The 24226-nt window shown below is 72.9% G+C and carries 23 protein-coding genes; 17 read left to right on the top strand and 6 right to left on the bottom strand.

The window, feature by feature from the left end; translation table 11 throughout:
* Nucleotides 1-165: 165 nt before the first annotated feature.
* The 9 genes from AB0937_RS27940 to AB0937_RS27980 all read left to right on the top strand — a co-directional run bounded on the left by AB0937_RS27940 (nucleotide 166) and on the right by AB0937_RS27980 (nucleotide 10441).
* Complete coding sequence (locus AB0937_RS27940; RefSeq protein ID WP_366715476.1) at nucleotides 166-2190, top strand: tetratricopeptide repeat protein; 2025 nt, start codon at nucleotides 166-168, stop codon at nucleotides 2188-2190.
* A gap of 141 nt (nucleotides 2191-2331) precedes the next feature.
* Nucleotides 2332-3456: an alanine dehydrogenase gene (gene ald / locus AB0937_RS27945; RefSeq protein ID WP_366715261.1), complete on the top strand. Its 1125-nt coding sequence runs from the start codon at nucleotides 2332-2334 to the stop codon at nucleotides 3454-3456.
* Between the two features lie 447 nt (nucleotides 3457-3903).
* Nucleotides 3904-5031, top strand: coding sequence for a ParA family protein (locus tag AB0937_RS27950; protein ID WP_366715263.1), 1128 nt, complete (start codon nucleotides 3904-3906; stop codon nucleotides 5029-5031).
* Nucleotides 5016-5588: a hypothetical protein gene (locus tag AB0937_RS27955; RefSeq protein ID WP_366715265.1), complete on the top strand. Its 573-nt coding sequence runs from the start codon at nucleotides 5016-5018 to the stop codon at nucleotides 5586-5588. The genes AB0937_RS27950 and AB0937_RS27955 overlap by 16 nt, the downstream gene beginning before the upstream one ends.
* An 18-nt stretch (nucleotides 5589-5606) precedes the next feature.
* On the top strand, nucleotides 5607-6839 hold the full coding sequence (locus AB0937_RS27960; protein ID WP_366715267.1) for a segregation/condensation protein A: 1233 nt from the start codon (nucleotides 5607-5609) through the stop codon (nucleotides 6837-6839).
* On the top strand, nucleotides 6836-7525 hold the full coding sequence (gene scpB, locus AB0937_RS27965) for an SMC-Scp complex subunit ScpB (RefSeq protein ID WP_366715269.1): 690 nt from the start codon (nucleotides 6836-6838) through the stop codon (nucleotides 7523-7525). The genes AB0937_RS27960 and scpB overlap by 4 nt, the downstream gene beginning before the upstream one ends.
* A complete protein-coding gene (locus tag AB0937_RS27970) occupies nucleotides 7525-8643 on the top strand; it encodes a pseudouridine synthase (protein ID WP_366715271.1) in 1119 nt (372 codons plus the stop codon). Before scpB ends, AB0937_RS27970 begins: the two co-directional genes overlap by 1 nt.
* A gap of 62 nt (nucleotides 8644-8705) precedes the next feature.
* The gene (locus tag AB0937_RS27975; RefSeq protein ID WP_366715273.1) at nucleotides 8706-9425 is read left to right on the top strand and encodes an NUDIX domain-containing protein; all 720 of its coding nucleotides are present in this window, start codon (nucleotides 8706-8708) and stop codon (nucleotides 9423-9425) included.
* Entirely contained in the window at nucleotides 9422-10441 is a 1020-nt protein-coding gene (locus AB0937_RS27980; protein ID WP_366715275.1) for an ADP-ribosylglycohydrolase family protein, read from the top strand. The genes AB0937_RS27975 and AB0937_RS27980 overlap by 4 nt, the downstream gene beginning before the upstream one ends.
* A gap of 24 nt (nucleotides 10442-10465) precedes the next feature.
* Here the strand turns inward: AB0937_RS27980 and AB0937_RS27985 are convergent, their stop codons facing one another.
* Nucleotides 10466-10906 carry a Rieske (2Fe-2S) protein gene (locus AB0937_RS27985; RefSeq protein ID WP_366715277.1) on the bottom strand — a complete coding sequence of 147 codons (441 nt, stop codon included), beginning with the start codon at nucleotides 10904-10906 and terminating at the stop codon, nucleotides 10466-10468.
* 178 nt (nucleotides 10907-11084) lie between these two features.
* Between AB0937_RS27985 and aroH the strand changes: the two genes are divergently transcribed.
* The 5 genes from aroH to der all read left to right on the top strand — a co-directional run bounded on the left by aroH (nucleotide 11085) and on the right by der (nucleotide 15661).
* Nucleotides 11085-11447 (top strand): chorismate mutase, encoded by a 363-nt coding sequence (gene aroH, locus AB0937_RS27990; protein ID WP_366715279.1) that lies wholly within the window; start codon nucleotides 11085-11087, stop codon nucleotides 11445-11447.
* On the top strand, nucleotides 11444-12529 hold the full coding sequence (locus tag AB0937_RS27995; RefSeq protein WP_366715281.1) for a prephenate dehydrogenase: 1086 nt from the start codon (nucleotides 11444-11446) through the stop codon (nucleotides 12527-12529). The genes aroH and AB0937_RS27995 overlap by 4 nt, the downstream gene beginning before the upstream one ends.
* A 233-nt stretch (nucleotides 12530-12762) precedes the next feature.
* Nucleotides 12763-13443 (top strand): (d)CMP kinase, encoded by a 681-nt coding sequence (cmk, locus tag AB0937_RS28000; RefSeq protein ID WP_366715283.1) that lies wholly within the window; start codon nucleotides 12763-12765, stop codon nucleotides 13441-13443.
* Entirely contained in the window at nucleotides 13440-14087 is a 648-nt protein-coding gene (locus AB0937_RS28005) for a lysophospholipid acyltransferase family protein (protein WP_366715285.1), read from the top strand. The genes cmk and AB0937_RS28005 overlap by 4 nt, the downstream gene beginning before the upstream one ends.
* Before the next feature lie 80 nt (nucleotides 14088-14167).
* Complete coding sequence (gene der, locus AB0937_RS28010) at nucleotides 14168-15661, top strand: ribosome biogenesis GTPase Der (RefSeq protein WP_366715287.1); 1494 nt, start codon at nucleotides 14168-14170, stop codon at nucleotides 15659-15661.
* 61 nt (nucleotides 15662-15722) lie between these two features.
* On the opposite strand, the gene AB0937_RS28015 is transcribed toward der, so the two are convergent.
* A complete protein-coding gene (locus AB0937_RS28015; protein ID WP_366715289.1) occupies nucleotides 15723-16142 on the bottom strand; it encodes a hypothetical protein in 420 nt (139 codons plus the stop codon).
* A gap of 85 nt (nucleotides 16143-16227) precedes the next feature.
* Entirely contained in the window at nucleotides 16228-17010 is a 783-nt protein-coding gene (locus tag AB0937_RS28020; RefSeq protein WP_366715291.1) for a hypothetical protein, read from the bottom strand.
* Between the two features lie 546 nt (nucleotides 17011-17556).
* Here AB0937_RS28020 and AB0937_RS28025 point away from each other — a divergent pair.
* Nucleotides 17557-18189 carry a transglycosylase family protein gene (locus AB0937_RS28025; protein WP_366715293.1) on the top strand — a complete coding sequence of 211 codons (633 nt, stop codon included), beginning with the start codon at nucleotides 17557-17559 and terminating at the stop codon, nucleotides 18187-18189.
* A gap of 72 nt (nucleotides 18190-18261) precedes the next feature.
* Here AB0937_RS28025 and AB0937_RS28030 read toward each other — a convergent pair whose 3' ends face one another.
* Genes AB0937_RS28030 through AB0937_RS28040 form a run of 3 tightly spaced genes read right to left on the bottom strand, consistent with a single transcriptional unit; the run spans nucleotide 18262 to nucleotide 22225 of the window.
* Nucleotides 18262-18903, bottom strand: a complete 642-nt coding sequence (locus AB0937_RS28030) for an ATP-binding cassette domain-containing protein (protein WP_366715295.1) — start codon at nucleotides 18901-18903, stop codon at nucleotides 18262-18264.
* A complete protein-coding gene (locus AB0937_RS28035) occupies nucleotides 18900-21749 on the bottom strand; it encodes an ATP-binding cassette domain-containing protein (RefSeq protein WP_366715297.1) in 2850 nt (949 codons plus the stop codon). Before AB0937_RS28035 ends, AB0937_RS28030 begins: the two co-directional genes overlap by 4 nt.
* Nucleotides 21749-22225: a hypothetical protein gene (locus AB0937_RS28040; protein WP_366715299.1), complete on the bottom strand. Its 477-nt coding sequence runs from the start codon at nucleotides 22223-22225 to the stop codon at nucleotides 21749-21751. Before AB0937_RS28040 ends, AB0937_RS28035 begins: the two co-directional genes overlap by 1 nt.
* 145 nt (nucleotides 22226-22370) lie before the next feature.
* Between AB0937_RS28040 and AB0937_RS28045 the strand changes: the two genes are divergently transcribed.
* Both AB0937_RS28045 and AB0937_RS28050 read left to right on the top strand, forming a co-directional pair.
* Nucleotides 22371-22934 (top strand): hypothetical protein, encoded by a 564-nt coding sequence (locus AB0937_RS28045; RefSeq protein WP_366715301.1) that lies wholly within the window; start codon nucleotides 22371-22373, stop codon nucleotides 22932-22934.
* Nucleotides 22909-24198, top strand: coding sequence for an ABC transporter substrate-binding protein (locus AB0937_RS28050; protein ID WP_366715303.1), 1290 nt, complete (start codon nucleotides 22909-22911; stop codon nucleotides 24196-24198). The genes AB0937_RS28045 and AB0937_RS28050 overlap by 26 nt, the downstream gene beginning before the upstream one ends.
* The last annotated feature ends 28 nt before the right edge of the window (nucleotides 24199-24226 follow it).

Below are 24226 nucleotides of genomic sequence, written 5' to 3' on the forward strand. Positions count from 1 at the left end.
CCTACGATCTGCTGATCCGATCGGGGGAAGTGGTCGTCCCGCCCGTCGTGCACCACCCGGAACGTTGCAGAGCGTGAACTAGGCTCTGTGGCACGCCCGAGCCGGAGTCCCGGCGGGCTTGCGCGTGCGGTTGGGACGGGAGTGTGGCCCGTGACGGATCAGGTCGTGAAGACAGGCGATGTGCGGTCGGCCGGGCGCGTCGCCGGGGTGAGCGAGTTCCTGGGCCGCACACGGGAGTTGAAGGAACTGCGCGCCGACATCGAGCGCGCCGGACTGGACACTCTGGCCGGCCGCAAAGCACCCCGCGCACGCGTGCTGCTCATCGCCGGCCGGCCCGGTTCGGGCCGCACCGCGCTTGCCGAGGAACTCGTACGACAGGTCGCGGACCGTTACCCCGACGGGGTCCTGCGCGTCGGCCTGACCGACCCCGACGGCACCCCCGTCCCTGTCGGCCGCGCCGCCCGGGACCTCCTTGCCGCCCTGGACGAGCAGGCACCGGCCGGGGCCTGCGAGGACGACCTCACCGACGCCCTGCGCAGCGCCCTGGCCGACCGCAGGGCCCTGCTCCTGCTGGACGACGCGGCCGACGCCGAGCAGGTCGACGCCCTGTTGCCCGACAGCCCGGACTGCCTCGTCGTCGCGGTCTCCGAAGGCCCGCTGACCGGCATCTCCGACGTCCGCCCCTGCACCCTGGGCGGCCTGGACACCAAGTCCGGGGTGGAACTGCTGACCCGGCACACCGGCTCGGTCCGTATCACCGTCGACCCCCGGGCCGCCGAGGGCCTCGCCGAGGAGTGCCAGGGGCAGCCCGCCGCGCTGATCCTGGCGGGCGGCTGGCTCGCGGCACGTCCCAAGGCCGCCGTCTCCGACCTGGCCAAGCAGCTGCGCGCCGACGACAGCGAGGGCATCGCCCTGACCCGGGTCTTCCGGCTCGCCCACGCCGCCCTGCCCGCCGGCGCGGCCCGGATGCTGCGCCTGCTCGCCCTCGCCCCGGCCGGCCTCGTCGACCCCCAGACCGCCTCCGCGCTCGTCGGCTGCTCGGTCGACAGCGCCCGCACCACCCTCGGCGAGTTCGTCACCCTGGGCTTCCTGCGCGCGGTGGACTCCCCGCTGCCGCAGTACGAGGTGCCCGGCTGCCTGCACCCGCAGCTGCGGATTCTCGCCGAGCACCACGAGCGCCCGGCCGATCTCCAGCTGGCCCGCGCCCGCATGCTGGAGCGCACCGTCCGGCTGCTCCAGGCCTGCCGGGCGATCACCGAGACCGACAGTCCGGCGGCCCGCCAGAAGCTGCTCGACATGCCCCGCGCGCTGCGTTTCCCCACTCCGCGGGCGGCCGCCGACTGGCTGCGCCTGACCCGGCCCGCGCTGCTGGCCTCGGCCCGGCTCGCGGTCGCCGACGGGGAGCTGGACACCCTGGCCCGACGGCTGATGTCGCAGCTGGTCCGCGCGATGGCGGCGCACATCGGCACCAAGGCCGCCGCGCCCGACCTCTACGAGATCCACGGCATGGTCCTCGACGTCGCCGAACGCCGCGGCCTGCCCCGGGAGCGTGCCGCCGCCCTGCTCAACCTCGGCGACCTCGACGCCCGCACCGGCCGCACGGCCGACGCCCTGGCGCGCTACCGGGCCGCGCTGGACGCCGGGCGCGAGGTGAACGATCCGTATGCGACCGGCCGCGCGATGGAATCCGTAGGCGGCGCGTACCTGGACCTCGACGACTTCGACCGGGCCGCCGACTGGTTCGGGCGCGCCCTGGTCGAGCGGCTCGCCCGGGGCGAGCGCGCCGAGGCCGCCCGGCTCTACGGGCGGATCGCCGCCGCCCACACCTTCGCGGGGCGCTACGGCGAGGCCCTGCGGAACTGGCGCGCGGCGATCGCCGGTCACCGCAAGAACGGCGACGTGGCCGCCCAGGCCCGTGCCCTGAGCGAGCTGGCACGGGTCCAGGAGTACGCGGGCCGCCCCGAGGAGTCGCTGCGCACCTGCCGGGAGGCCGTGGAATGGGCGCGGCGCGCCGAGGACCCCCGGCTGCAGGCCGCCCTTCATCTGCGGGCCGCCGACACCCTCGATCACCTGGGGGATCCCGCGTCCGCCGGGCTGCACCGGGGCGCCGCCGGGCGGATTCTCGGCGACTCAAACCTTCAAAATGACCCTGACGCCTGCGAAATCCGTACCGCATCAGCTGAAGATTGATGCAATGAAAGGCTAGACAGCGCGAACACCTTCATTAGACTGGCTCTGCCGCACGTTCTCCTGCGGTCTCTCCCGGTGTGCCCGCGTGTGCCCGGGTATGTCTAAGGAAATACCCCCCCCATACCCTCTGAGCCAAGGACCGTGATCGACGTGAAGGTCGGCATCCCCCGCGAGGTCAAGAACAACGAGTTCCGGGTGGCCATCACCCCCGCCGGCGTGCACGAGCTGGTGCGCCACGGCCACCAGGTCGTCATCGAGCGTGGCGCCGGCGTCGGCTCCTCGATCCCCGACACCGAGTACGTCGCCGCCGGTGCGCAGATCCTGGACACCGCCGACGAGGTGTGGGCCGCCGCCGACCTGCTGCTGAAGGTCAAGGAGCCCATCGCCGAGGAGTACCACCGCCTCCGCAAGGACCAGACGCTCTTCACCTACCTGCACCTGGCCGCCTCCAAGGAGTGCACGGACGCCCTGCTGGAGTCCGGCACCACGGCCATCGCCTACGAGACCGTCGAGCTGCCGAGCCGCGCGCTGCCGCTGCTCGCCCCGATGTCCGAGGTCGCGGGCCGGCTGGCCCCGCAGGTCGGCGCCTACCACCTGATGCGCGCCAACGGCGGCCGCGGCGTCCTGCCCGGCGGCGTCCCCGGCGTGCTGGCCGGCCGCGCCGTCGTGATCGGCGGCGGTGTCTCCGGCTGGAACGCCGCGCAGATCGCCATCGGCATGGGCTTCCACGTGACCCTGCTCGACAAGGACATCAACAAGCTCCGCGAGGCCGACAAGATCTTCGGCACGAAGATCCAGACGGTCGTCTCCAACACCTTCGAACTGGAGAAGGCCTGCCTGGAGGCCGACCTCGTCATCGGCGCGGTGCTCATCCCCGGTGCCAAGGCGCCGAAGCTGGTCACCAACGAGCTCGTCTCGCGGATGAAGCCCGGAAGTGTCCTTGTCGACATCGCGATCGACCAGGGCGGCTGCTTCGAGGACTCCCGCCCGACCACCCACGCCGAGCCGGCCTTCCAGGTCCACAACTCGGTCTTCTACTGCGTCGCCAACATGCCCGGCGCGGTGCCGAACACCTCCACCTACGCGCTGACCAACGCCACGCTGCCGTACATCGTCGAGCTGGCCAACCATGGCTGGGCGGACGCGCTGCGCCGCGACCCCGCACTGGCCAAGGGCCTCAACACGCATGACGGCAAGGTCGTTTACCGCGAGGTCGCCGAGGCGCACGGCGTGGAGCACGTGGAGCTGTCCTCGCTGCTCGGCTGAGCACACATGGCCGCCAAGTCGGCTAAGTGACCAACCGGCAAAGGCGATAACCCTCCATACCGGCTTCGCTCGATCTGGGGGACCCCTGTCACCGGTCGTCAACGCCGCGCACCCGGCCGGACCTTGCCCGACAAGGTCCGGCCGGATGTGTGTATGGTCACTTCGCGATTCTCGAGCAACTCGCCTCGAACGTAACCCTTCAACCGATTCGCACACCGGTGAAACCTGCCGTGCGACGGCCGTACGCCCTTGACAGCGGGATGTTTCATTGCCGACACATCGGGCCGGGTCCGGCGGATTGTGTTGCTGCGGACGCCCGACACGCCATAGAGTCGCCAATCGTCGGCATGGTGCCACGCTGACCTGTCTAGAAGTTTCCTGGTCACCAAGGAGGTAAGACGACTTGTGAATGAGTCGACATTTACTCCCGGGGGTGGTCAACCAGGAATGCCTGCACCGGGCCAGGTGCCCGCGGGGTTCGAGGCTGTCGGCTCCGTCGCTGTGCGCACCTTCGCAGCCCACCAGAGTCCGCAGGCGACTCACACAGCACACCAGAAGATGGATGGCCATCACGTGAACGCCATGGCCGGCGACGGAAGTGGCGCGCCCCACAACCACTTCGCCGACTACGACGAACTGCCCGAGGGGCACTTCTACGACCCCGACGCGGAGTACGAGCCCGACCCCGAGTACGCGGCCACCCTCGCGCCCGACGCGGCCAGACAGCGCCGCGAGCGCGTCGGTCCGACCGGGCGCCCGCTGCCGTACTTCCCGATCCCGGGCCCGCTGCCCGAGCACGGACCCGCGAAGATCATCGCGATGTGCAACCAGAAGGGCGGCGTCGGCAAGACCACGTCGACCATCAACCTGGGTGCCGCGCTCGCGGAGTACGGACGCCGTGTCCTGCTCGTGGACTTCGACCCGCAGGGCGCGCTGTCGGTCGGACTCGGTGTCAACCCGATGGAACTCGACCTCACCGTCTACAACCTGCTCATGGAGCGGGGGATGGCGGCCGACGAGGTGCTGCTGAAGACCGCGGTCCCCAACATGGACCTGCTGCCCAGCAACATCGACCTGTCGGCGGCCGAGGTCCAGCTCGTCTCCGAGGTCGCCCGCGAGTCGACGCTGCAGCGCGCCCTGAAGCCGCTGCTGCCCGACTACGACTTCATCGTCATCGACTGCCAGCCCTCGCTCGGCCTGCTCACGGTGAACGCCCTGACGGCCGCGCACAAGGTGATAGTTCCTCTGGAGTGCGAGTTCTTCGCGCTGCGTGGTGTGGCCCTGCTGACGGAGACCATCGAGAAGGTCCAGGAGCGGCTCAACCCCGAGCTGGAGCTCGACGGCATCCTCGCCACCATGTACGACTCGCGCACGGTGCACAGCCGTGAGGTGCTCGCGCGCGTGGTCGAGGCGTTCGACGACCACGTCTACCACACGGTCATCGGGCGCACGGTCCGCTTCCCGGAGACCACCGTCGCCGGTGAGCCGATCACCACGTATGCCTCCAACTCCGTGGGTGCCGCCGCCTATCGCCAGCTCGCCAGGGAGGTGCTCGCCCGGTGTCACGCCGAGTGAGTCTGCCGGGGGCCGACGAACTCTTCCGTACGACAGGGGGGATGGCGCTTCAGTCGTCCCAGCCCAGGCGCCAGGCCAACGGCGACGCCAGGGTGCCCGCTCCGGCGGGGGAGGGCGACGCGGCGGCCGCCGCGGAGGACGCGCCGCAGGCGGTGCCCGCCCAGGGCGGTGACGGCGAGGGCCCGGAGCACGTCGCGGCGGACGCGGAGCCGGGCGAGGCCGGGGAGGCCCACAGCCGCTCCGCCGCCGAGCGCTCCGGTTCGGCCCGTCGGCAGGCGGCGCAGGAAGGTTCTGCCGCCGGCGCCGCGCCCCGCAAGCGCGGGCGCAACCCCTCGCGCCGGCCCAGCGGCCGGGAGCGGCACGACGAGAAGATCACGGTGTACGTGTCGGCCGAGGAGCTCATGGACCTCGAGCACGCCCGTCTCGTGCTCCGTGGCGAGCACGGTCTGGCCGTGGACCGCGGCCGCATCGTCCGTGAGGCGGTCGCGGTGGTTCTCGCCGACCTGGAGACCCGCGGGGACGCCAGCATCCTCGTACGACGACTGCGCGGGCGGTAGCGGTAGCCTGCGGGGGCCATGACCTCGAACGCTTCCCCATCTCCCCCCGGCGGCCCGGCCGGCCGCCGGCGTGCCCTGGGGAGGGGGCCGGGGGCTCCGCGAACGGCTCCGCCGGCTGCACGGCAGGAGGTCGTGCCGCAGGAGGCCGAGCCGTGGGAGACCGAGGCGCGGGAGATCGTGCCGTCCCCTTCACCCAAGGAGGCCGGTCCAGCGGCCGCTCCGCCTGTCCCGCGGCCCGGGTCTGAGGCGGCCGCACCGTCTGCGGACCGGTCCGGGCCGCTGGTCTTGGCCGGTTCGGGCGCGGCTGCTCCCGAGGCACGGTCCGCGGGTGACCGGGCCGCGTACGAGGCGCGGGCGGCGGGTGACCCGGCCGCGTCCGAGGAGGTCTCCGGGGCCGTCCCGGGCCCCCAGGCGCCGGGCGGCGATGCCGAGTCCGCCGGCGACGGGGTCTTCAAGGTCCGGCTCGCCAATTTCGAGGGGCCCTTCGATCTGCTGCTGCAGTTGATCTCGCGGCACAAGCTGGACGTCACCGAGGTCGCGCTGTCGAAGGTGACCGACGAGTTCATGGCCCACATCAGGGCGATGGGGCCGGACTGGGACCTGGACGAGACGACCGAGTTCCTGGTCGTCGCCGCCACCCTGCTCGACCTGAAGGCCGCGCGTCTGCTGCCCGCCGCCGAGGTGGAGGACGAGGGCGATCTCGCGTTGCTCGAAGCGCGGGACCTGCTGTTCGCCCGGCTGCTGCAGTACCGCGCGTACAAGCAGATCGCCGACATCTTCAGCGGGCGGCTCGACGACGAGGCCCGGCGCTACCCCCGGACCGTCGGACTCGAGGCGCACCACGCCGAGCTGCTGCCCGACGTGGTCATCAGCATCGGCGCGGAGGGCTTCGCCAAGCTCGCCGTGAAGGCGATGCAGCCCAAGCCCAAGCCGCAGGTCTACGTCGACCACATCCACGCCCCCCTGGTCAGCGTGCAGGAGCAGGCGCAGATCGTCGTGGCCCGGCTCAGGGAGCTCGGGGAGGCCGGCTTCCGGGTGCTCGTGGCGGACACCGACGACACCCTGACCATCGTCGCGAGGTTCCTCGCCCTGCTGGAGCTGTACCGCGAGAAGGCCGTCGCGCTGGAGCAGGAGACAGCGCTCGGGGAACTGCTCGTGCGGTGGACCGGCGGCGACGGGGACGAGACACCGACCGTCACCGACGAGTTCGACCGGCCGCCCGAGCCACCGAAGGAGGAGAAGAAGGCGTGAGCGAGCCAACGACCGACCTGCCGGCCGGGACGCCTGTCGTCGCCGGCCTCGACCTCAAGCCCGCCCTGGAGGCCGTCCTCATGGTCGTGGACGAGCCCGCGACCGAGGAACATCTCGCGAAGATACTGGAGCGGCCGAAGCGGCAGATCGCGGACGCCCTGCGCGAGCTGGCCGACGAGTACACCGTCCAGGGGCGCGGCTTCGAGCTGCGGTACGTCGCGAACGGCTGGCGTTTCTACACGCGTGCCGCCTTCGCGCCGGCCGTCGAGCGCTTCGTCCTGGACGGCCAGCAGGCCCGCCTCACCCAGGCCGCCCTGGAGACCCTGGCCGTCGTCGCCTACCGCCAGCCGGTCAGCCGCAGCCGGGTCTCGGCCGTGCGCGGAGTCAACTGCGACGGCGTGATGCGCACCCTCCTCCAGCGCGGACTGATAGAGGAGGCGGGCACGGAACCCGAAACAGGTGCGATCCTGTACAGGACGACGAACTACTTCCTGGAGCGGATGGGCCTGCGCGGTCTGGACGAGCTCCCGGAGCTCGCGCCCTTCCTCCCGGAGGCGGAGGCGATCGAGGCCGAGACCCAGGAGGGCGTACCGTCGTTCGACCCGGACGCGCCTGACGACGACGTGCCGGGCAGCCGCCCGGCCACCCCGGGTACCGACGACGAAGACGACCAGACGGAACTTTGATGCGAAGCAGCAGCGGCAGGAACAGCAGCGGAAACAACGGCGGGAGCCGTGGTGGCAACAGCGGCGGCCGCGGCGGGAGTGGTGGTGGTCGCGGCAACTTCCGCGGCGCCGGCAACAACCGCGACGACAAGCAGGGCAGCGGCCGTCCGAAGAAGCCGCGCCCGGAGGAGCGCCGCTACGACGTGGGCCCCGGGGCGACGAAGGACGGCCCCAAGGCCGGGCGTGGCGGTGCCGCGCGCGGCGGCGCCAAGGGCGGTCCCAAGCAGCCCCAGAAGCAGGGACGTACGACCCCGGCCCGCCCGCGCGAGTACGAGGCGCAGGTCGAGGAGCGCAACCGCGACCGGTACGCCGGGAAGAAGGAGGTCAAGCTCCCGAAGACCTTCCCCGGCGCCGAGCAGGAGGGCGAGCGGCTGCAGAAGGTCCTCGCCCGCGCGGGCTTCGGCTCCCGGCGTGCCTGCGAGGAGCTGATCGAACAGGCCCGGGTCGAGATCAACGGCGAGATCGTCCTGGAGCAGGGGCGGCGCGTCGACCCGGAGAAGGACGAGATCAAGGTCGACGGGCTGACCGTCGCAACCCAGCGCTTCCAGTTCTTCTCGCTGAACAAGCCCGCCGGTGTCGTGTCGACGATGGAGGACCCCGAGGGCCGGCAGTGCCTCGGTGACTACGTCACCAACCGTGAGACCCGGCTCTTCCATGTCGGCCGGCTCGACACGGAAACCGAGGGCGTCATCCTGCTCACCAACCACGGCGAGCTGGCGCACAGGCTGACGCACCCGAAGTACGGCGTGAAGAAGACCTACCTCGCGCACATCGTCGGGCCGATCCCGCGTGACCTGGGCAAGCAGCTCAAGGACGGCATCCAGCTGGAGGACGGCTACGCGCGCGCGGACCACTTCCGGGTCGTCCAGCAGACCGGCAAGAACTACCTCGTCGAGGTCACCCTCCACGAGGGCCGCAAGCACATCGTGCGCCGGATGCTCGCGGAGGCCGGCTTCCCGGTCGACAAGCTGGTCCGGGTCGCCTTCGGGCCGATCACCCTGGGCGACCAGAAGTCGGGCTGGCTGCGTCGGCTGTCCAACACGGAGGTCGGGATGCTGATGCAGGAGGTCGACCTCTAGACCTTGTGAGCGACCCGCACCCCCTTTTATAGTCGTGCTGACTATTAAAGGGGGTGTTCGTCATGGACGGCTACGACAAGTACGCCCATGAACCCTTCGCGGTGACCGTCGACCTCGCGGTGTTCACCCTCCGGGGAGGCGCGCTGCACGTGCTGCTCGTCGAGCGCGGGCAGGAGCCGTACGCCGGGCGGTGGGCCCTGCCCGGCGGGTTCGTGCAGCCGGACGAGTCGGCGGAGACGGCCGCCCGGCGTGAACTCGCCGAGGAGACCGGCCTGTCCGACGTGACCGGGCTGCATCTGGAGCAGCTGAGGACCTACAGCGAACCCGGCCGCGACCCCCGGATGCGGGTCGTGTCGGTCGCCTTCACAGCACTGCTGCCCGACGCACCCGAGGCGCACGGCGGCAGCGACGCGGCGCAGGCCCGCTGGGTGCCGTACGGCACGGCAGGGCCGCTCGCCTTCGACCACGACCGCATCCTGGCCGACGCCCACGACCGCGTCGGCGCCAAGTTCGAGTACACCTGCCTCGCCACCGCCTTCTGCCCGCCCGAGTTCACCCTCGGCGAGTTGCAACAGGTCTACGAGACCGTGTGGGGGACCGCACTCGACCGGCCCAACTTCCGGCGCAAGGTGCTCGCCACACCCGGCTTCGTCGAAGCCGTCCCGGGCGCCGCCCGGCTGACCGGCGGCCGCGGCAAGCCCGCCGCGCTGTACCGCGCCGGAACCGCCACCGCCCTCCACCCGCCTCTCCTCCGGCCCGTCCGGGAAGGACGCCCCGCATGACCACACTCGTCCACAAGCAGGCCGCCACCGGAGCGCTCACGGGCCTGGCCCTCGGCGACGCGCTGGGCTACCCGACCGAGTTCGACGACGTCCCCTCGATCCTCGCCATGTGCGGGCCCTGGCGGCAGATGGAGCTGCCGTCCCCGGCGATCGTCACCGACGACACGCAGATGACGCTGGCGCTCGGAAGGGGCATACGGGCGGCGATGGACCGGGGCGTGCTGGGGCCGGAGGGGATGGCCGAGGCTGTGCGGCGGGAGTTCATCGCCTGGAACCGCTCTCCGGAGAACAACCGCGCCCCCGGCAACACCTGTCTGCGGGCCTGCGCCCTGCTGGAGCACTCGGACCGCCCCTGGCAGGACGCCAGCCGGACCGAATCCAAGGGCTGCGGTGCCAACATGCGCGTCGCGCCGCTGGGTCTGGTGTCCGGCCTGAGCGACGAACAGCGCGCGGGCGCCGCCCAGTTGCAGTCCGCCCTCACTCACGGGCACCCGACCGCGCTCGCCGCGTCCGACCTCACCGCACACGCCGTACGCCTGCTCGCCCAGGGTGCCGAGCCGACCGGCCTGATCGGCCTGCTCCGCTCCTACGCCCTGGAGAACCGCAGCCACTACCACGAGCGCTGGCTCGGCGACCTGTGGCGGCGGGCCGGGGACCCGAGCCCCGAGCGGTTCATCGCGCGCGGCTGGGACGAGTGCCTGGAGGCCCTCGAACGGCTCAGGCACGCCGTGCGCACCGTCTCGCCGGAGACCGACCCCTGTCTGGCCACCGGCGAGGGCTGGATCGCCGAGGAGGCCCTGGTGACCGGGCTGCTGTGCTTCCTGCTGTTCGTCGACGAGCCGGTGACCGCCCTGCGCCGCGCCGCCTGCACCGCGGGCGATTCGGACTCGATCGCCTGCCTGACGGGCGCCTTCGCGGGCGCGTATCTGGGCGCGGAGGCCTGGCCCACCGAGTGGGCCGACCGCGTCGAGTACCGGGGCGATCTGCTCACCCTCGGGGCTCTGTGGGACGCGTGACGGCCCGGCGCCGGGCGCGGGCCGTCAGGCCATGCGAATCGAGTTCCCGTCCACGGTGATCTGCTCGGCGGGCAGGGGCCGGGTCGCCGGGCCGTGGGCCACCGCACCGTCGGCGATCTTGAACTTGCTGCCGTGGCAGGGGCAGTTGATCGTGCCGTCGGAGACGGACCCCACCAGGCAGTGCTGGTGGGTGCAGATCGCCGAGAAGGCCTTGAACCGGCCCTGCTCCGGCTGGGTCACCACGACCTTCTCGTCCTTGAAGATCTTGCCGCCGCCGACCGGGACCTCGTCGATGCCGGCCAGGACCTGCCCGTCGGGGCCGGCCGTCGTCTCCTGGCCGGTGGGGGAGCCCGTCGACTCGGAGCCGCTGTCGTCGCCGCCCCCGCCGCAGGCCGCGACGAGCGCCGCCGCGCCCGTCGCACCCGTCGCGAGGAGAACCGTGCGGCGCGTGGTCTCGTGGGTCATGTCGTCGCTCCGAAGGTGCCGAAGGGGGTAAATCGGAATGTACGTTATCTTGGCACCGAACTTACCCAAAGGCGGTGTTTCCGGCGTCTCGCCGGGCGGGCGTCGCGTACCCGGACCGCGCGGGCTGACTAGGCTGGTCGGACATAGAGCGACACGCACGTCAGCAAGGAGCATCGCCGTGGCGGTACGAGCGGTCCGGGGCGCCGTCCAACTCGAACGGGACGAGGCCGGACACATGGACGAGCGGGTCGGAGCCCTGCTCACGGAGATCCTCGAGCGCAACGGCCTCGCCGCCGACGACCTGATCAGCATCTGGTTCACGGCCACGCCCGACCTGCACAGCGACTTCCCGGCCGCCGCCGCCCGCAAGCTGGGCATCGTCGACGTGCCGCTGATCTGCGCCCAGGAACTGGACATCGAGGGCGCCATGCCCCGGGTGGTCCGCGTCCTCGCGCACATCGAGTCCGACCGGCCCCGGGCCGACATCGCCCACGTCTACCTCGGCGCCGCCGCCGCCCTGCGCAAGGACATCGCCCAGTGAGGACCGCACTCGTCATCGGCACCGGCCTCATCGGCACGTCCGCCGCTCTGGCCCTGTCCCAGCGGGGCGTCACCGTGCACCTCGCCGACCCGGACCCCGAACAGGCCCGTACGGCGGCCGCGCTCGGCGCCGGCACGGACGAGGCGCCGGACGGCCCCGTCGACCTGGTGATCGTCGCCGCGCCGCCCGCGCACGTGGCCGACGTCCTCGCCGACGCCATGCGCCGCGGGGCGGGACGCGGCTACCTCGACGTCGCCAGCGTCAAGGGCGGACCGCGCCGCGAGCTGGAGGCACGCGGTCTCGACCTGTCCTCCTACATCGGCTCCCACCCCATGTCGGGCCGGGAGAAGTCCGGCCCGCTGGCCGCGACCGGGGACCTCTTCGAGGGCCGTCCCTGGGTGCTCACCCCGACCCGGGACACCGACACCGAGGTGCTGAACCTCGCCCTGGAGCTGGTCTCGCACTGCCGGGCCGTGCCGGTGGTGATGGACGCCGACGCCCACGACCGGGCCGTCGCTCTCGTCTCCCACATGCCCCACCTGGTCTCCAGCCTGGTCGCCGCGCGCCTGGAGCACGCCGAGGAGGCCGCCGTACGGCTGTGCGGGCAGGGCATCCGGGACGTGACGCGGATCGCGGCCTCCGACCCCCGGATGTGGATCGACATCCTCTCCGCGAACCCCGCGCCGGTCGCCGACCTGCTCACGGACGTCGCCGCGGACCTGGAGGAGACCGTGCGGGCCCTGCGCGCCCTGCAGTCCTCCGACGACCACAAGCGCCGCGAGGGCGCCGGCGGGGTCGAGGACCTGCTGCGGCGCGGCAACGCCGGCCAGGTCCGCGTCCCCGGCAAGCACGGGTCCGCGCCGCGGGCCTACGAGGTCGTGGCCGTGCTCATCGACGACCAGCCGGGGCAGCTGGCCCGGATCTTCGCCGACGCGGGCCTGGCCGGCGTCAACATCGAGGACGTACGCATCGAGCACGCGACGGGGCAGCAGGCCGGTCTGGTGCAGTTGATGGTGGAGCCGAAGGCGGCTCCGGTGCTGAGTGCCGCGCTGCGGGAACGGGGCTGGGCGCTCCGGCAGTAGTCAGTAGGGGGGGTGCTCTCGGGGGCCGCATTCCGCGGGCTGCCGACCCCGGGCCCCGCTTCGGCCTGAACGGCCCCGTCCTCGAGCGCGGACGGGCTGGTGGTGGCCGAGTGCCGTCGGCACTCGTGGGCCGCCCCGGACGCGCGGCCGGACGAGTGACGCGCACCCAGTAACCTGGTGCGGGGCACTCGCGCCCTCACCCCCGCAGAGCCCGGTTCAGGAAGGTCCCCACTGTGGAAAGCGCCACGCCAGTGATTGTCGCCATCGACGGCCCCGCCGGCACCGGCAAGTCGAGCACCTCGAAGGCCGTGGCGGCCCAGCTCGGGCTGAGCTACCTGGACACCGGCGCCCAGTACCGGGCGATCACGTGGTGGATGGTGAGCAACGGCATCGACATAGACGACCCGTCGGCCGTCGCCGCCGCCGCGGGCAAGCCCGAGATCATCTCGGGCACCGACCCGGACGGCCCGACCATCACGGTCGACGGCGTGGACGTGGCGGCCCCGATCCGCACCCAGGAGGTCTCCTCCAAGGTCAGCGCGGTCAGCGCGGTGCCCGAGGTGCGTGCCCGGATCACCGAGCTGCAGCGCTCGATCGCCGCCTCCGCGGAGCAGGGCATCGTCGTCGAGGGCCGCGACATCGGCACGACCGTGCTGCCCGACGCCGACCTCAAGATCTTCCTCACCGCCTCCCCGGAGGCGCGGGCCGCCCGCCGCAGCGGTGAGCTGAAGGGCTCCGACGTCCACTCCACCCGCGAGGCCCTGATCAAGCGGGACGCGGCCGACTCCAGCCGCAAGACCTCCCCGCTCGCCAAGGCGGACGACGCCGTCGAGGTGGACACCACCGAGCTCACGCTGGCCCAGGTCATCGAGTGCGTCGTCACCCTCGTCGAGGAGAAGCGGGCCGGGAAGTGACCGAGCTGCCTTCGGCCCGGGGTGCCGAGGTCGGGCGGCGCATCGGCGTCGGCCTGATGTACGGGCTGTGGAAGCCGCGCGTGCTCGGCGCCTGGCGGGTGCCCGCGAGCGGTCCGGTGATCCTCGCGGTCAACCACTCCCACAACATCGACGGCCCGATGGTCATGGGCGTGGCTCCCCGGCCGACGCACTTCCTGATCAAGAAGGAAGCCTTCGTCGGCCCGCTGGACCCCTTCCTGCTCGGCATCGGGCAGGTGAAGGTCGACCGCGACACCACCGACCGCTCCGCGATCACCCGGGCGCTCGGCGTCCTGGACAGCGGCGGCGTGCTCGGCATCTTCCCGGAGGGCACCCGGGGCGAGGGGGACTTCGCCTCGCTGCGGGCCGGCCTCTCCTACTTCGCGGTGCGCAGCGGTGCCCCGATCGTCCCGGTGGCCGTGCTGGGAAGTTCCGAGCGGCGGGGACGGTTGATAAAGGGGCTGCCTCCCCTGCGCTCCCGCGTCGACGTCGTCTTCGGGGAGCCCTTCGAGGCGGGCGACGGCAGCGGTCGCCGGACACGCAAGGCGCTGGACGAGGCGACCGGGCGCATCCAGAAGCAGCTCGCGGCCCACCTGGAAAACGCCAGGCGTCTCACCGGACGCTAGGCGACACTGAGTAGTGGATCAGCCCCGCACACGGCGGGCACTCCACCGACCACCACGATGAACGACGAGGTACGGACTTCATGAACGACCACATCCAGCCCGACGGCTCGGACGCGTCCGAGGGCGCCCACGAGCACGACCACGGGGCGCTCGGCGACGCCGAGTTCGCGGAGTTCATGGAGCTCGCCGCGGAGGAGGGCTTCGACCTCGAGGACGTCGAGGGCGCCATCGAGGAGGCCGGTCACGGGCCGCTTCCCGTGCTCGCCGTCGTCGGCCGCCCCAATGTCGGCAAGTCGACCCTGGTGAACCGCATCATCGGGCGCCGCGAGGCCGTCGTCGAGGACAAGCCCGGCGTCACCCGCGACCGGGTGACCTACGAGGCCGAGTGGGCGGGCCGCCGCTTCAAGGTCGTCGACACCGGCGGCTGGGAGCAGGACGTCCTCGGCATCGACGCATCCGTGGCCGCCCAGGCCGAGTACGCGATCGAGGCCGCCGACGCGGTCGTCTTCGTCGTCGACGCCAAGGTCGGCGCCACCGACACCGACGAGGCCGTCGTCCGGCTGCTGCGCAAGGCCGGCAAGCCGGTCGTGCTGTGCGCCAACAAGGTGGACGGCCCCAGCGGCGAGGCCGACGCCGCCTACCTGTGGTCGCTGGGCCTCGGGGAGCCGCACCCGGTCTCCGCCTTGCACGGCCGCGGCACCGGAGACATGCTCGACCAGGTCCTGGAAGTGCTGCCCGAGGCACCGCGTGAGTCGTTCGGCGGGGGCGGCATCGGAGGCCCGCGGCGCGTCGCCCTGATCGGCCGCCCGAACGTCGGCAAGTCCTCCCTGCTGAACAAGGTGGCGGGCGAGGAGCGCGTCGTCGTCAACGAGCTGGCGGGCACCACCCGTGACCCGGTCGACGAGCTGATCGAACTCGGCGGCGTCACCTGGAAGTTCGTCGACACGGCGGGCATCCGCAAGCGCGTCCACCTCCAGCAGGGCGCCGACTACTACGCCTCGCTGCGTACGGCGGCCGCCGTCGAGAAGGCGGAGGTCGCGGTCATCCTGATCGACGGCTCCGAGTCCATCTCGGTGCAGGACCAGCGGATCGTCACCATGGCCGTCGAGGCGGGCCGCGCGATCGTGGTCGCGTACAACAAGTGGGACACCCTCGACGAGGAGCGCCGCTACTACCTGGAGCGGGAGATCGAGACCGAGCTCGGCCAGGTGGCGTGGGCGCCGCGGGTCAACGTCTCGGCGCGCACCGGCCGGCACATGGAGAAGCTGGTCCCGGCGATCGAGACGGCCCTGGCGGGCTGGGAGACCCGGGTCCCGACGGGCCGGCTGAACGCCTTCCTCGGTGAGCTCGTCGCCGCCCACCCGCACCCCGTCCGGGGCGGCAAGCAGCCGCGCATCCTGTTCGGCACGCAGGCGGGCACCAAGCCGCCGCGATTCGTCCTGTTCGCCTCCGGCTTCATCGAGGCGGGCTACCGGCGCTTCATCGAGCGCCGCCTGCGCGAGGAGTTCGGCTTCGAGGGAACGCCGATCCACATCTCCGTGCGGGTGCGCGAGAAGCGCGGCAAGAAGAAGTAGCGCGAAGTACCGGAAAGGGCGGCCCCGTTCGGGGCCGCCCTTTCCGGTGTCCGGTGCTCGCTCAGATACCGCCCCGCCGTCCCGGCGGCAGCGCGGCCGGTACATGGTGCATGCCCGTGCCGTGCCCGCTCGTGGTGTGCGGTTCCGCGATGTGCGAGCCGACGGCACCGACGCGCTGCCACTGCGGCTGCTGCCCGGCGGCGTGGCGAGCGCTCTGGGCGCCCGCGCTGTAGGCACTGTACGAGCTGCCGTACGTCCCTCCGTAGGAGCCCGAACCGTGCGGGGTGTTCCCGAAGGCGGTGAAGCCCAGCTTCTCCTCGCCGCTGCGGTCCCCGGGCAGTGCCCGGAAGGACTTGACGTACTCGGCGTAGAGCGCGTCGTAGATCGGCGTGGCCGATGGGCCGCCCTGGGAGTCCTGAGCCGACCGCGCGGACGGGATCGGTGAGAAGGACTGGCGGCGGGGAACGTCGTATGCGTGCACGTATGTCCAAACGACCCCGCGGGGCAAGGGATGCGGCCCGGCTACGGCTTTCGCAGGTGTACGGCGTGGACGGGTGACGCGCCGCTCAGGTGCCGGCCAGCGGCAGTGCCGAGGCGACCAGCTTTCCGTTCGCCGCTGCCTTGTCCAGTGCGTCCCGCAGCAGGTCCTCGCGCGGCTGGCGGCCGATGGAGCCGGCCGGCGCGGCGAACATCAGAACCTGCTGGTGCTTGTTGGCGGCCGCGCGCCAGCCCTCGGTCACCTGGAGCGGCTGGTGCGCCTGCCACCAGGCCACCGGCTGGCCGCCGCCCGCCCCCGGCTGGAGCACCGCGTGCAGCTGGCCCATGGCGAGCAGCACCGACCAGCCGTGCAGCACCGGCGGTACGGCGGACAGCTCCGTCAGCGGCATGAAGCCCTGCTCGATGAGCAGCGGCAGGAAGTCGTCGCCGCCGCCGGTCGTGCCGGGCCGGGCGATGGGCCCGGTCGGCTCGACCACCAGGGCCGGGTGCAGTTCACCGCCGATCAGGACGAGTCCGCTGGTCACGCCGAGCACCGCCTGCTGGGGCACCACCTTGTCGGGCTCCAGGTCGACGGTGTCGCCGGTGATGGACTTCACGGCGCCCCGCAGCTGCTCCTCGGTGACCTGCACGACCTGCGAGGGCAGGCAGCCGGCGTGGGCGAAGGCGAGGACGGCGGTCTCGTCACCGATGAACAGGACGGTGCTGGTGAGCTCCTGCTCGGAGTCGCCCGGAGTGCGGCACGACGTGCAGTCGTAACTGCCCGCGGCGGTCTCTCCGGCGAGCAGGCGGTCGGCTTCTTCGTCGCCGATCTCGGCGCGTACCTCGTCGCTGACGTCGAGCATGCGCGGCACGGGTGGCTCCCTCGGGGATGCGGTGCGTGGCAAAAGCCGGGTGGCTCCCGGCCCGTGGTCCGGGTAGGTCCCGGCTCATGCAGAAGACAACGGACGATCTGTGGCGGGAGTCACGCCCCAGGCCGAACGTAATCGAACCAACCAGCGCACACGGTCACGCAGGGCGCGGAACCGCACACTCACTGTCAACTGGCCGACGCGGCAAGGGTGTTGATGGAGTGAGGTGGGTCACAGGTCATCGAGGCTGTTGGTCGATAAATCCGGAAATCCACGAATGAAGTGGGTGTCCGGAAACCGCCGTTACCCGAGGTATCGGTGAACTGGCCTGCCCGAACGGGCGTTTCCTTGCTGCCGAGCCCCCGACCTCCTTAGATTCCTCGGCCGTGTGCAACGAGCACCGCTCGGGTACGTCCACCGGCCGCCGGGTTCCCAGGACCCCGGCACAGCACCGCTCCGGTGGGCGGGGCGAGCGCGACCCCCGCGTCCCATGACGCGGGAGTGGTGTTCCGCCTTGGGGGATCCCCGGGTGTTTCGAGAGGGACCTACATGTCCGAATGTGCCGATACCACTCGCTCAGGCGCCCGCAAGCACCAGGTTCGTACGACGGCGGTCCTCGCCGGGGCGGCACTGCTCGCGCCCCTCGGACTGCTGACCGCGACCGGAAACGCCGCGGCGGCTGACAGCGGAGTGTGGGACCGCATCGCCCAGTGCGAGAGCGGCGGCGACTGGCACATCAACACCGGCAACGGCTACTACGGCGGACTCCAGTTCGCCGCCTCCACCTGGAACGCCTACGGCGGCACGGCCTACGCGCCCACCGCCGACCGGGCGAGCAGGTCCCAGCAGATCGCCGTCGCCACCAAGGTCCAGCGCGCCCAGGGGTGGGGCGCCTGGCCCGTCTGTTCGGCACGCGCCGGAGCGAGCGGCGGCGCACCCGCCGCCGACCCGGTCACCTCCATCAAGCAGGCCCCGGCGAAGCCGTCGAAGGCGCCGGCGCGGGCCGCGGATCACGCGGACCGCGGCTCCTCCCGCGGCGACTACACCGTCCGCCGGGGCGACACCCTGAGCGGCGTCGCCGCCCGCCACGGAACCACCTGGCAGCACCTCTACGCCGCCAACAAGGCCGCCATCGGGGCTGATCCCGATGTGATCGTGCCCGGCCTGCGCCTCGAGTTCTGAGCCGCTGCTCCCCCTCGCCGGGACACGGGCCCCGTCCGGTCGGCCGACCGGACGGGGCCTCGGCGCGCCCGGTCACCGCCTGAGCTCACCCGCCTCCCCGGCGAACACGACGGCCCCACGGCGCAGTTCGTAGACGAGCGCGGGCCGCTCCCGCAGGGCGGGCGGCAGCCGCTGCTCGGCGAGCACCACGCACGCGTCGAGCGCGCCCAGCAGCTCGTACGTCCGCGCCGCGACCGAGGGCGACATGCCCTGCGCGGGCTCGTCGACGAGCACCACGCGCGCGCGTGCGAGCAACGCCCGGGAGAGGGCCAGCATGCGCTGCTCCCCGCCGGAGAGGGTGCCGGCGCGCCGCTCCAGCAGGGGCCGCAGCTGCGGGTAGGCGTCCAGGGCCACGGTGTGCTCCTGCGCGGCGAGCCGGAGGTTCTCGCGCACGGTCAGCGAGGCGAACACGGCCTGCCGTTCCGGCACCAGGCACATCCCGCGCCGGGCGCGTGCGTACGCCGGGACACGCGTCACGTCCCGGCCGTCCCACACGACCGCGCCGCCCGCCAGGGGGACCGTGCCGGCCAGGGCGCGCAGGGCGGTGGTGCGGCCCGAGCCGTTGCGGCCCAGCAGCACGGTGAGGCCCGGCCCGGGGGCGGCGAGGGTGATGCCGTGCAGGGCCTCCACGGGTCCGTAGCGCACGCGCGCGTGGCGCAGGGACAGCGTCGTCATCGGCCGGCCTCCCGTTCCAGGGCTTCCAGGACGCGCCCGGGAGGACCGGTGGCGACGATCCGGCCCGCGGCCATCACCTGCACGACGTCGGCGAGACCGGCCACCAGGTCCAGGTCGTGCTCGACGACGAGGAGGGCCGTGCCGTCGGCGGCCAGGGCCTTCAGGACCCGGGCCAGGGCGGTCACTTCGGCGGTGTCGAGCCCGGCGGCCGGCTCGTCCAGGAGGAGGACGCGAGGACTGCCCGCGAGGACCCGGGCCAGTTCGACGCGGCGCAGCGTCCCGGTGGGCAGCCCGGCGGCGGGCCGGCCGCGCACGGGTCCGTCGAGCCCGAGCAGCCTGAGCGTGCGCTCCACGGCGCCCGGATCGGTCACCCGGCCCTGCTCGGCGCCCACCCGGACGTTCTCGGCCACGGTCAGCGAGGGGAAGACGGCCAGTTCCTGGAAGGTCCGTGCCACGCCGAGCCGGGTGCGGGCGTGCGCGGGCAGCGCGGTGATGTCCCGTCCGGCGAGCCGCACGGTCCCGTCCGCGGGCCGCAGCGTTCCGGCCAGGCAGTGGAACAAAGTGCTCTTCCCGGCCCCGTTGGGCCCCACGACCGCCGTGACCCGACCGGGGGAGAGATCCAGATCCACTCCGTCGAGAGCGGTGAAGCCGCCGTAGCGGACGTGGAGGTGACGGGCGGTGAGGACGGCGGAGGGGGCGGGTGCGGCGGCGACCGGGCCCGTGGGCGGTGGGGCGGCCCCGACGGGTGCAGCCCTGCCCGGCCGGGGGCCCGGGGAGGGGCCGGTGGGCGTCTCGGGGCCGGCGGCCGACGGCCGGCTGTCTCCGCCCGGCAGACCGACGGCGGCCCGGCCCGGCGGGTGGCGTTCCGGACGGCTCCCGCCGTCCCCCCGCTCGCGCCGATCGGCCGCTCCCGTGGCACCCGGCCCCTCCGCCCTGTGCGCCACCCGCGTCGCCCCGGTCGGTACCGGTGCTCTCCGCGCCCCTCGCGGCTCCGCCGGACGCAGCCGGTCGCGGGCCCGCACGCCGGCCCGCGTCAGCGCCCGCGTGCCGCGCGGCCGCAGGCGTTCCGCCGCCGTGCGCAGCGCCTCGTACGGGCCGCCCGGGAAGCGGCCCACCAGGATCGCCAGGACGCCGATGAGGGCCGCCGCAACGCCGCCGCGGGCGCCCGCGTCCAGCCCGACCAGGAGGGCCGCGGCCGCGAGGGCCCCGAGCGTGCTGTCGGCGCCCATCACCACCACCGCCGCGAACCACAGCAGTCCGCGCACGGGATCGTAGGCGGCGGCGTCGAAGGCACGCAGGCCCATCCCGAGCATGCCGCCGCCCAGCGCGGCCAGCGCGGCACCCGCGACGAAGGCCTGCAGCTTGAGGGCGGGCACACCGACGCCCGCCGCCTGCGCGCCCCGCTCGTGATCCCGCATGGCGGCGAGGGCCCGGCCCGTCCGCCCCCGGCGCAGCGCGTGCGTCGCCAGCAGCGCGACCGCCAGCAGCAGCAGTTCCAGGACGTAGTACGCCCGGTCCCCGTCGAAACCCGCGGGGCGGCCCAATGACAGCCCCGAGGTGGCGTACGGCTGGGTGAAGACGAAGCGGCTCACCCCCACGCCGACCGCGAACGTCGCCAGCGCCAGGGCCAGACCCCGGCGGCCGATCGCGGGCCAGCCCGTCAGCAGGCCGAGCGGCGCCACCAGGACCACCGACACCGCGAGGGCCGCCAGCTCCGGCAGGGCGGGCAGCCCCGGGAGACGGCCCGCCGCCAGCAGTGCCGTGAACAGGGCACCCAGACCCGCGTACGCCGCCTGCCCCAGCGAGATCTGGCCGCCGCGGCCGGTGACCACCACCAGGGACAGCAGGATCACGCCCAGCGCCGGGACCTGGACCGAGGTGTGCAGGTCCCGGCCTGCGAGCCCCAGCGGCAGCAGGAACAGCACGAGCACCGCGATCCAGGCAGCCGGCGGCGTCGGCACGCGCGCCGTGGCCGTGCGGGGCAGGGCGTCCCGCTCCCCGACGCCCGGCAGGACCAGCGCCGCGACCAGCAGCGCGACGACGAACAGGTTCGTGCCGACCGCCTGGAGCAGCGGTTCCGCCCAGCCCGACGGGTGCAGCCGCGTCAGCTGGCTCTGCGCCACCCCGATGCCCAGCGCCACCACCACCGCGACCGGCAGGCTCCGCATCCGCGCCGCCACCGCGACCGCCACGACCTCCATCACGAGCAGGGAGAGACCGTACGGGTCGAGCCGTACGTACGGCGCCAGCAGCACACCCGTCAGCCCGGCCGTGAACGAACCGAACGCCCAGCCGGTGGCCGCGACCCGGTCCGCGTCGATACCGCCCAGCACGGCGAGCCGCCGGTCGTCGACCACGGCCCGCAGCTCCCGCCCGAAGCGCGTCCACCGGACCACCACCGCGACCCCGGTGGCCAGCACCAGCACCACCGCCAGCTGACCCCACGGCTCGTCGGGCACCAGCACCGGCGCGTCGTCCCGCGCCCCCTGCCCCCACAGCAGCGCCGCCCCGCCCACCAGCAGCACGAACACCCCGATGGACGCCACCAGCGTCTGCGCCGGATCGCCGCCGAGAACCGCCAGCGGCCGGAAGACGAACCGCTCCAGCACCACCCCCAGCCCCGGAGCCAGCACCAGCAGCGTCACCGCCGCCCCGAGCCACAGCGGCCAGCCCCACTCGACCACGCACTGCCGCAGCACGTACGCGCACACCATCGCGATCGCACCGTGCGCGAAGTTCAGCACCCCGGTCGCGCGGTACGTGACGATCAGGCCGATCCCGGTCAGCGCCGCCGCGCTGCCGACCGAGAGCCCGGCGAGCGCGAGGTCGTACGTCAGTGACGACATCAGTCGGCTTCTTCGGCCGGCTCGCAGATCGGGCAGGGATCCAGCTCGCCGCTGGCCACCAGCCCGGAGTCCACCGGAACCGCCTCCGCCTTGCCCGCGACCAGTGGGCAGTCCGCGCGGTGCCACAGCGTGCCGCCCGGCACCATCAGCAGGTCGCCGCTGACCGCGAGCGGCGCGAGCGCGGCCCGCCCGGTCGCCTCCGGCTCGGCCGGCCCGTCCTCCACCAGCAGGCCGTACAGCTCCTCCACGCGCGCCGCGGCGATCGCGCCCCTGCCCTGGGCCAGCAGCACCGCCCCGGCGATGATCAGGGCGGCCCCGGGGACCGTGCAGGAGGCGAGGTAGGGCAGCTGCCGTTCGGCGTAACGCTCACCAGAGATCCCGTACCAGCCCACGACGCACAGCACCGCGCCGGCGGCCAGGGCGGCCCAGCCCGCCCACAGGACGGGATGCACGGTCCGCAGTCGGCTGGTCCGCATCGCTGGCTCCCACACGTCGGATTCGGCTGTGCGTGCGTCGGGCTGCCTGTTCAAGTCCGCCGATCGCTTGCACTATGCCCTGTGGAAGCTGACCCTGAAAGCACCGGGCGCGCATGGCCCGGACCGACACCCGGTGGTGAGCCAGATGGTTCTCGGCAGCGACCTCAGGCGGGGGAACGGGACGGGGGGTCCACGCACCGCGGGACGGGGCACGGCGATCGCGGCCGCCCTGGTCCTGGCCCTCGCCCCGGCCCTCGCGGCATGCAGTGACGACAGTGGCGGCGGCAGCGAGAGCACGCCCCCCACACCGACCGCGGAGCAGACCACGAGCGCGCCGGCCAGCGCGCCGGCGGACCGGGCCGCGGCGGAGGCGGAGATCAAGCAGAACTGGGAGAAATTCTTCGATCCGAAGACATCGACCGAGGAGAAGCAGGCCGTCCTGGAGAACGGCGACCGGATGGGGCCGGTCCTTCAGGCCTTCAGCGGTGACGAGCGCGGCGGACAGGTCCAGGCGAAGGTCACCAAGGTCGAGTTCACCTCGGCGACCGAGGCGGACGTGACCTACACGCTCACCCTGAAGGGCGCCACCGCTCTGCCGAACGCCTCCGGGACAGCCGTCGAGGAGGAGGGCACCTGGAAGGTGTCCGTCAAGGCGCTGTGCTCGCTGGTGCAGATGAGCGGCAATGGGTCGCCGGTCCCGGGTTGCTGAGATCCTCGCCGCGATCCTGCTGCTCTCCCTGAGTGCGGCCTGCGGCAGCCGGCTCCCGGAGAGCGACTTCCGGCACGACGACCGCGGCACCCCGCCGCCCCGCGGCTCCGCGCCCCTGCGGGTCGGCATCATCACCAGCGCCACCAGTCCCGTCGGCGGCAGCGCCTTCACCGGCCCCCGTGACGGCGCACTGGCCTTCTTCGGCCGGCTCAACGCGCGCGGCGGCATCGACGGGCGCCGGGTCGAGGTACGCCGTTGCGACGACGGTGGCAGCGGCGTCGGCAACAACGAGTGCGTGCACAAACTCGTCGAGGAGGACGAGGTCGTCGCCCTGGTCGCCACCACCGTCCTCGACTACGCGGGCGCCCCCCGTGTCGCACGCGCGCGCGTGCCCGACATCGGCGGCCAGCCCATCGGCGCCGCCTACGACACCTACCCGCACCTCTACGGCATCTACGGCAGCCTCGCCCCCCGCGACGGCACCCCCGGCTGGGACGGCCGGCTGTACGGCGGCACCGAGGTCTACCGCTACTTCGAACGCGAGCACGGCGCCCGCACCGCCGCCGTCGTCTCCTACAACCAGTCCGCCTCGGCCGCCTACGCCCGGCTCGTCGAACGGGGACTGCGCGCCGAGGGCTACCGGGTCGTCACCGAGCAGGTCGACTTCGCCCTGCCCAACTTCCGCGCCGTCGCCGCCGACCTCAAGGAGCAGGGCGCGGACCTGGTCTTCGACGCCATCGACGGCCACGGCAACGCCCAGCTGTGCCAGGCGATGGACGAGGTCGGCGCCGACGTCACCGCCAAGGTGACCAACGTGCAGAACTGGACGTCCACCGTCACCGACGACTACGAGGACGCCCCGCGCTGCCGCAACGCCCTCTGGGCGACCGGCGCCAGCCGCAACTTCGAGGACACCGGCAACGCGGCCGTACGGGAGTTCCGCGATGCGACGAAGGACCTGAAGACGCACTCGCAGTGGCAGCTGGAAGGGTGGGCGGCCGCGCGGTGGTTCACGGACGCGGCGAAATCCTGCGCGGCGACCGGCGTCACGCGCGCGTGCGTCGACTCGTACATGGACCACAGCCAGGGCTACACCGCCGGAGGACTCCTGCTCCCCGTCCGGTTCGAGCGTCTGCCCGAGCCGCCGAGAACGAACAGGACCTGCCTGTCGGTGGCCCGCTGGCAGGACGGCAGGGGCTGGGTGAGCCAGGGCGACATGAACCGCACCTGCTTCACCGTCCCGCAACTGGCCTACACGCCTTGAGGACAGTCGCTGTCCGCAAGGCCTGGCA

The organism is Streptomyces sp. NPDC047880 (genome assembly GCF_040706515.1).
Lineage (GTDB): Bacteria > Actinomycetota > Actinomycetes > Streptomycetales > Streptomycetaceae > Streptomyces.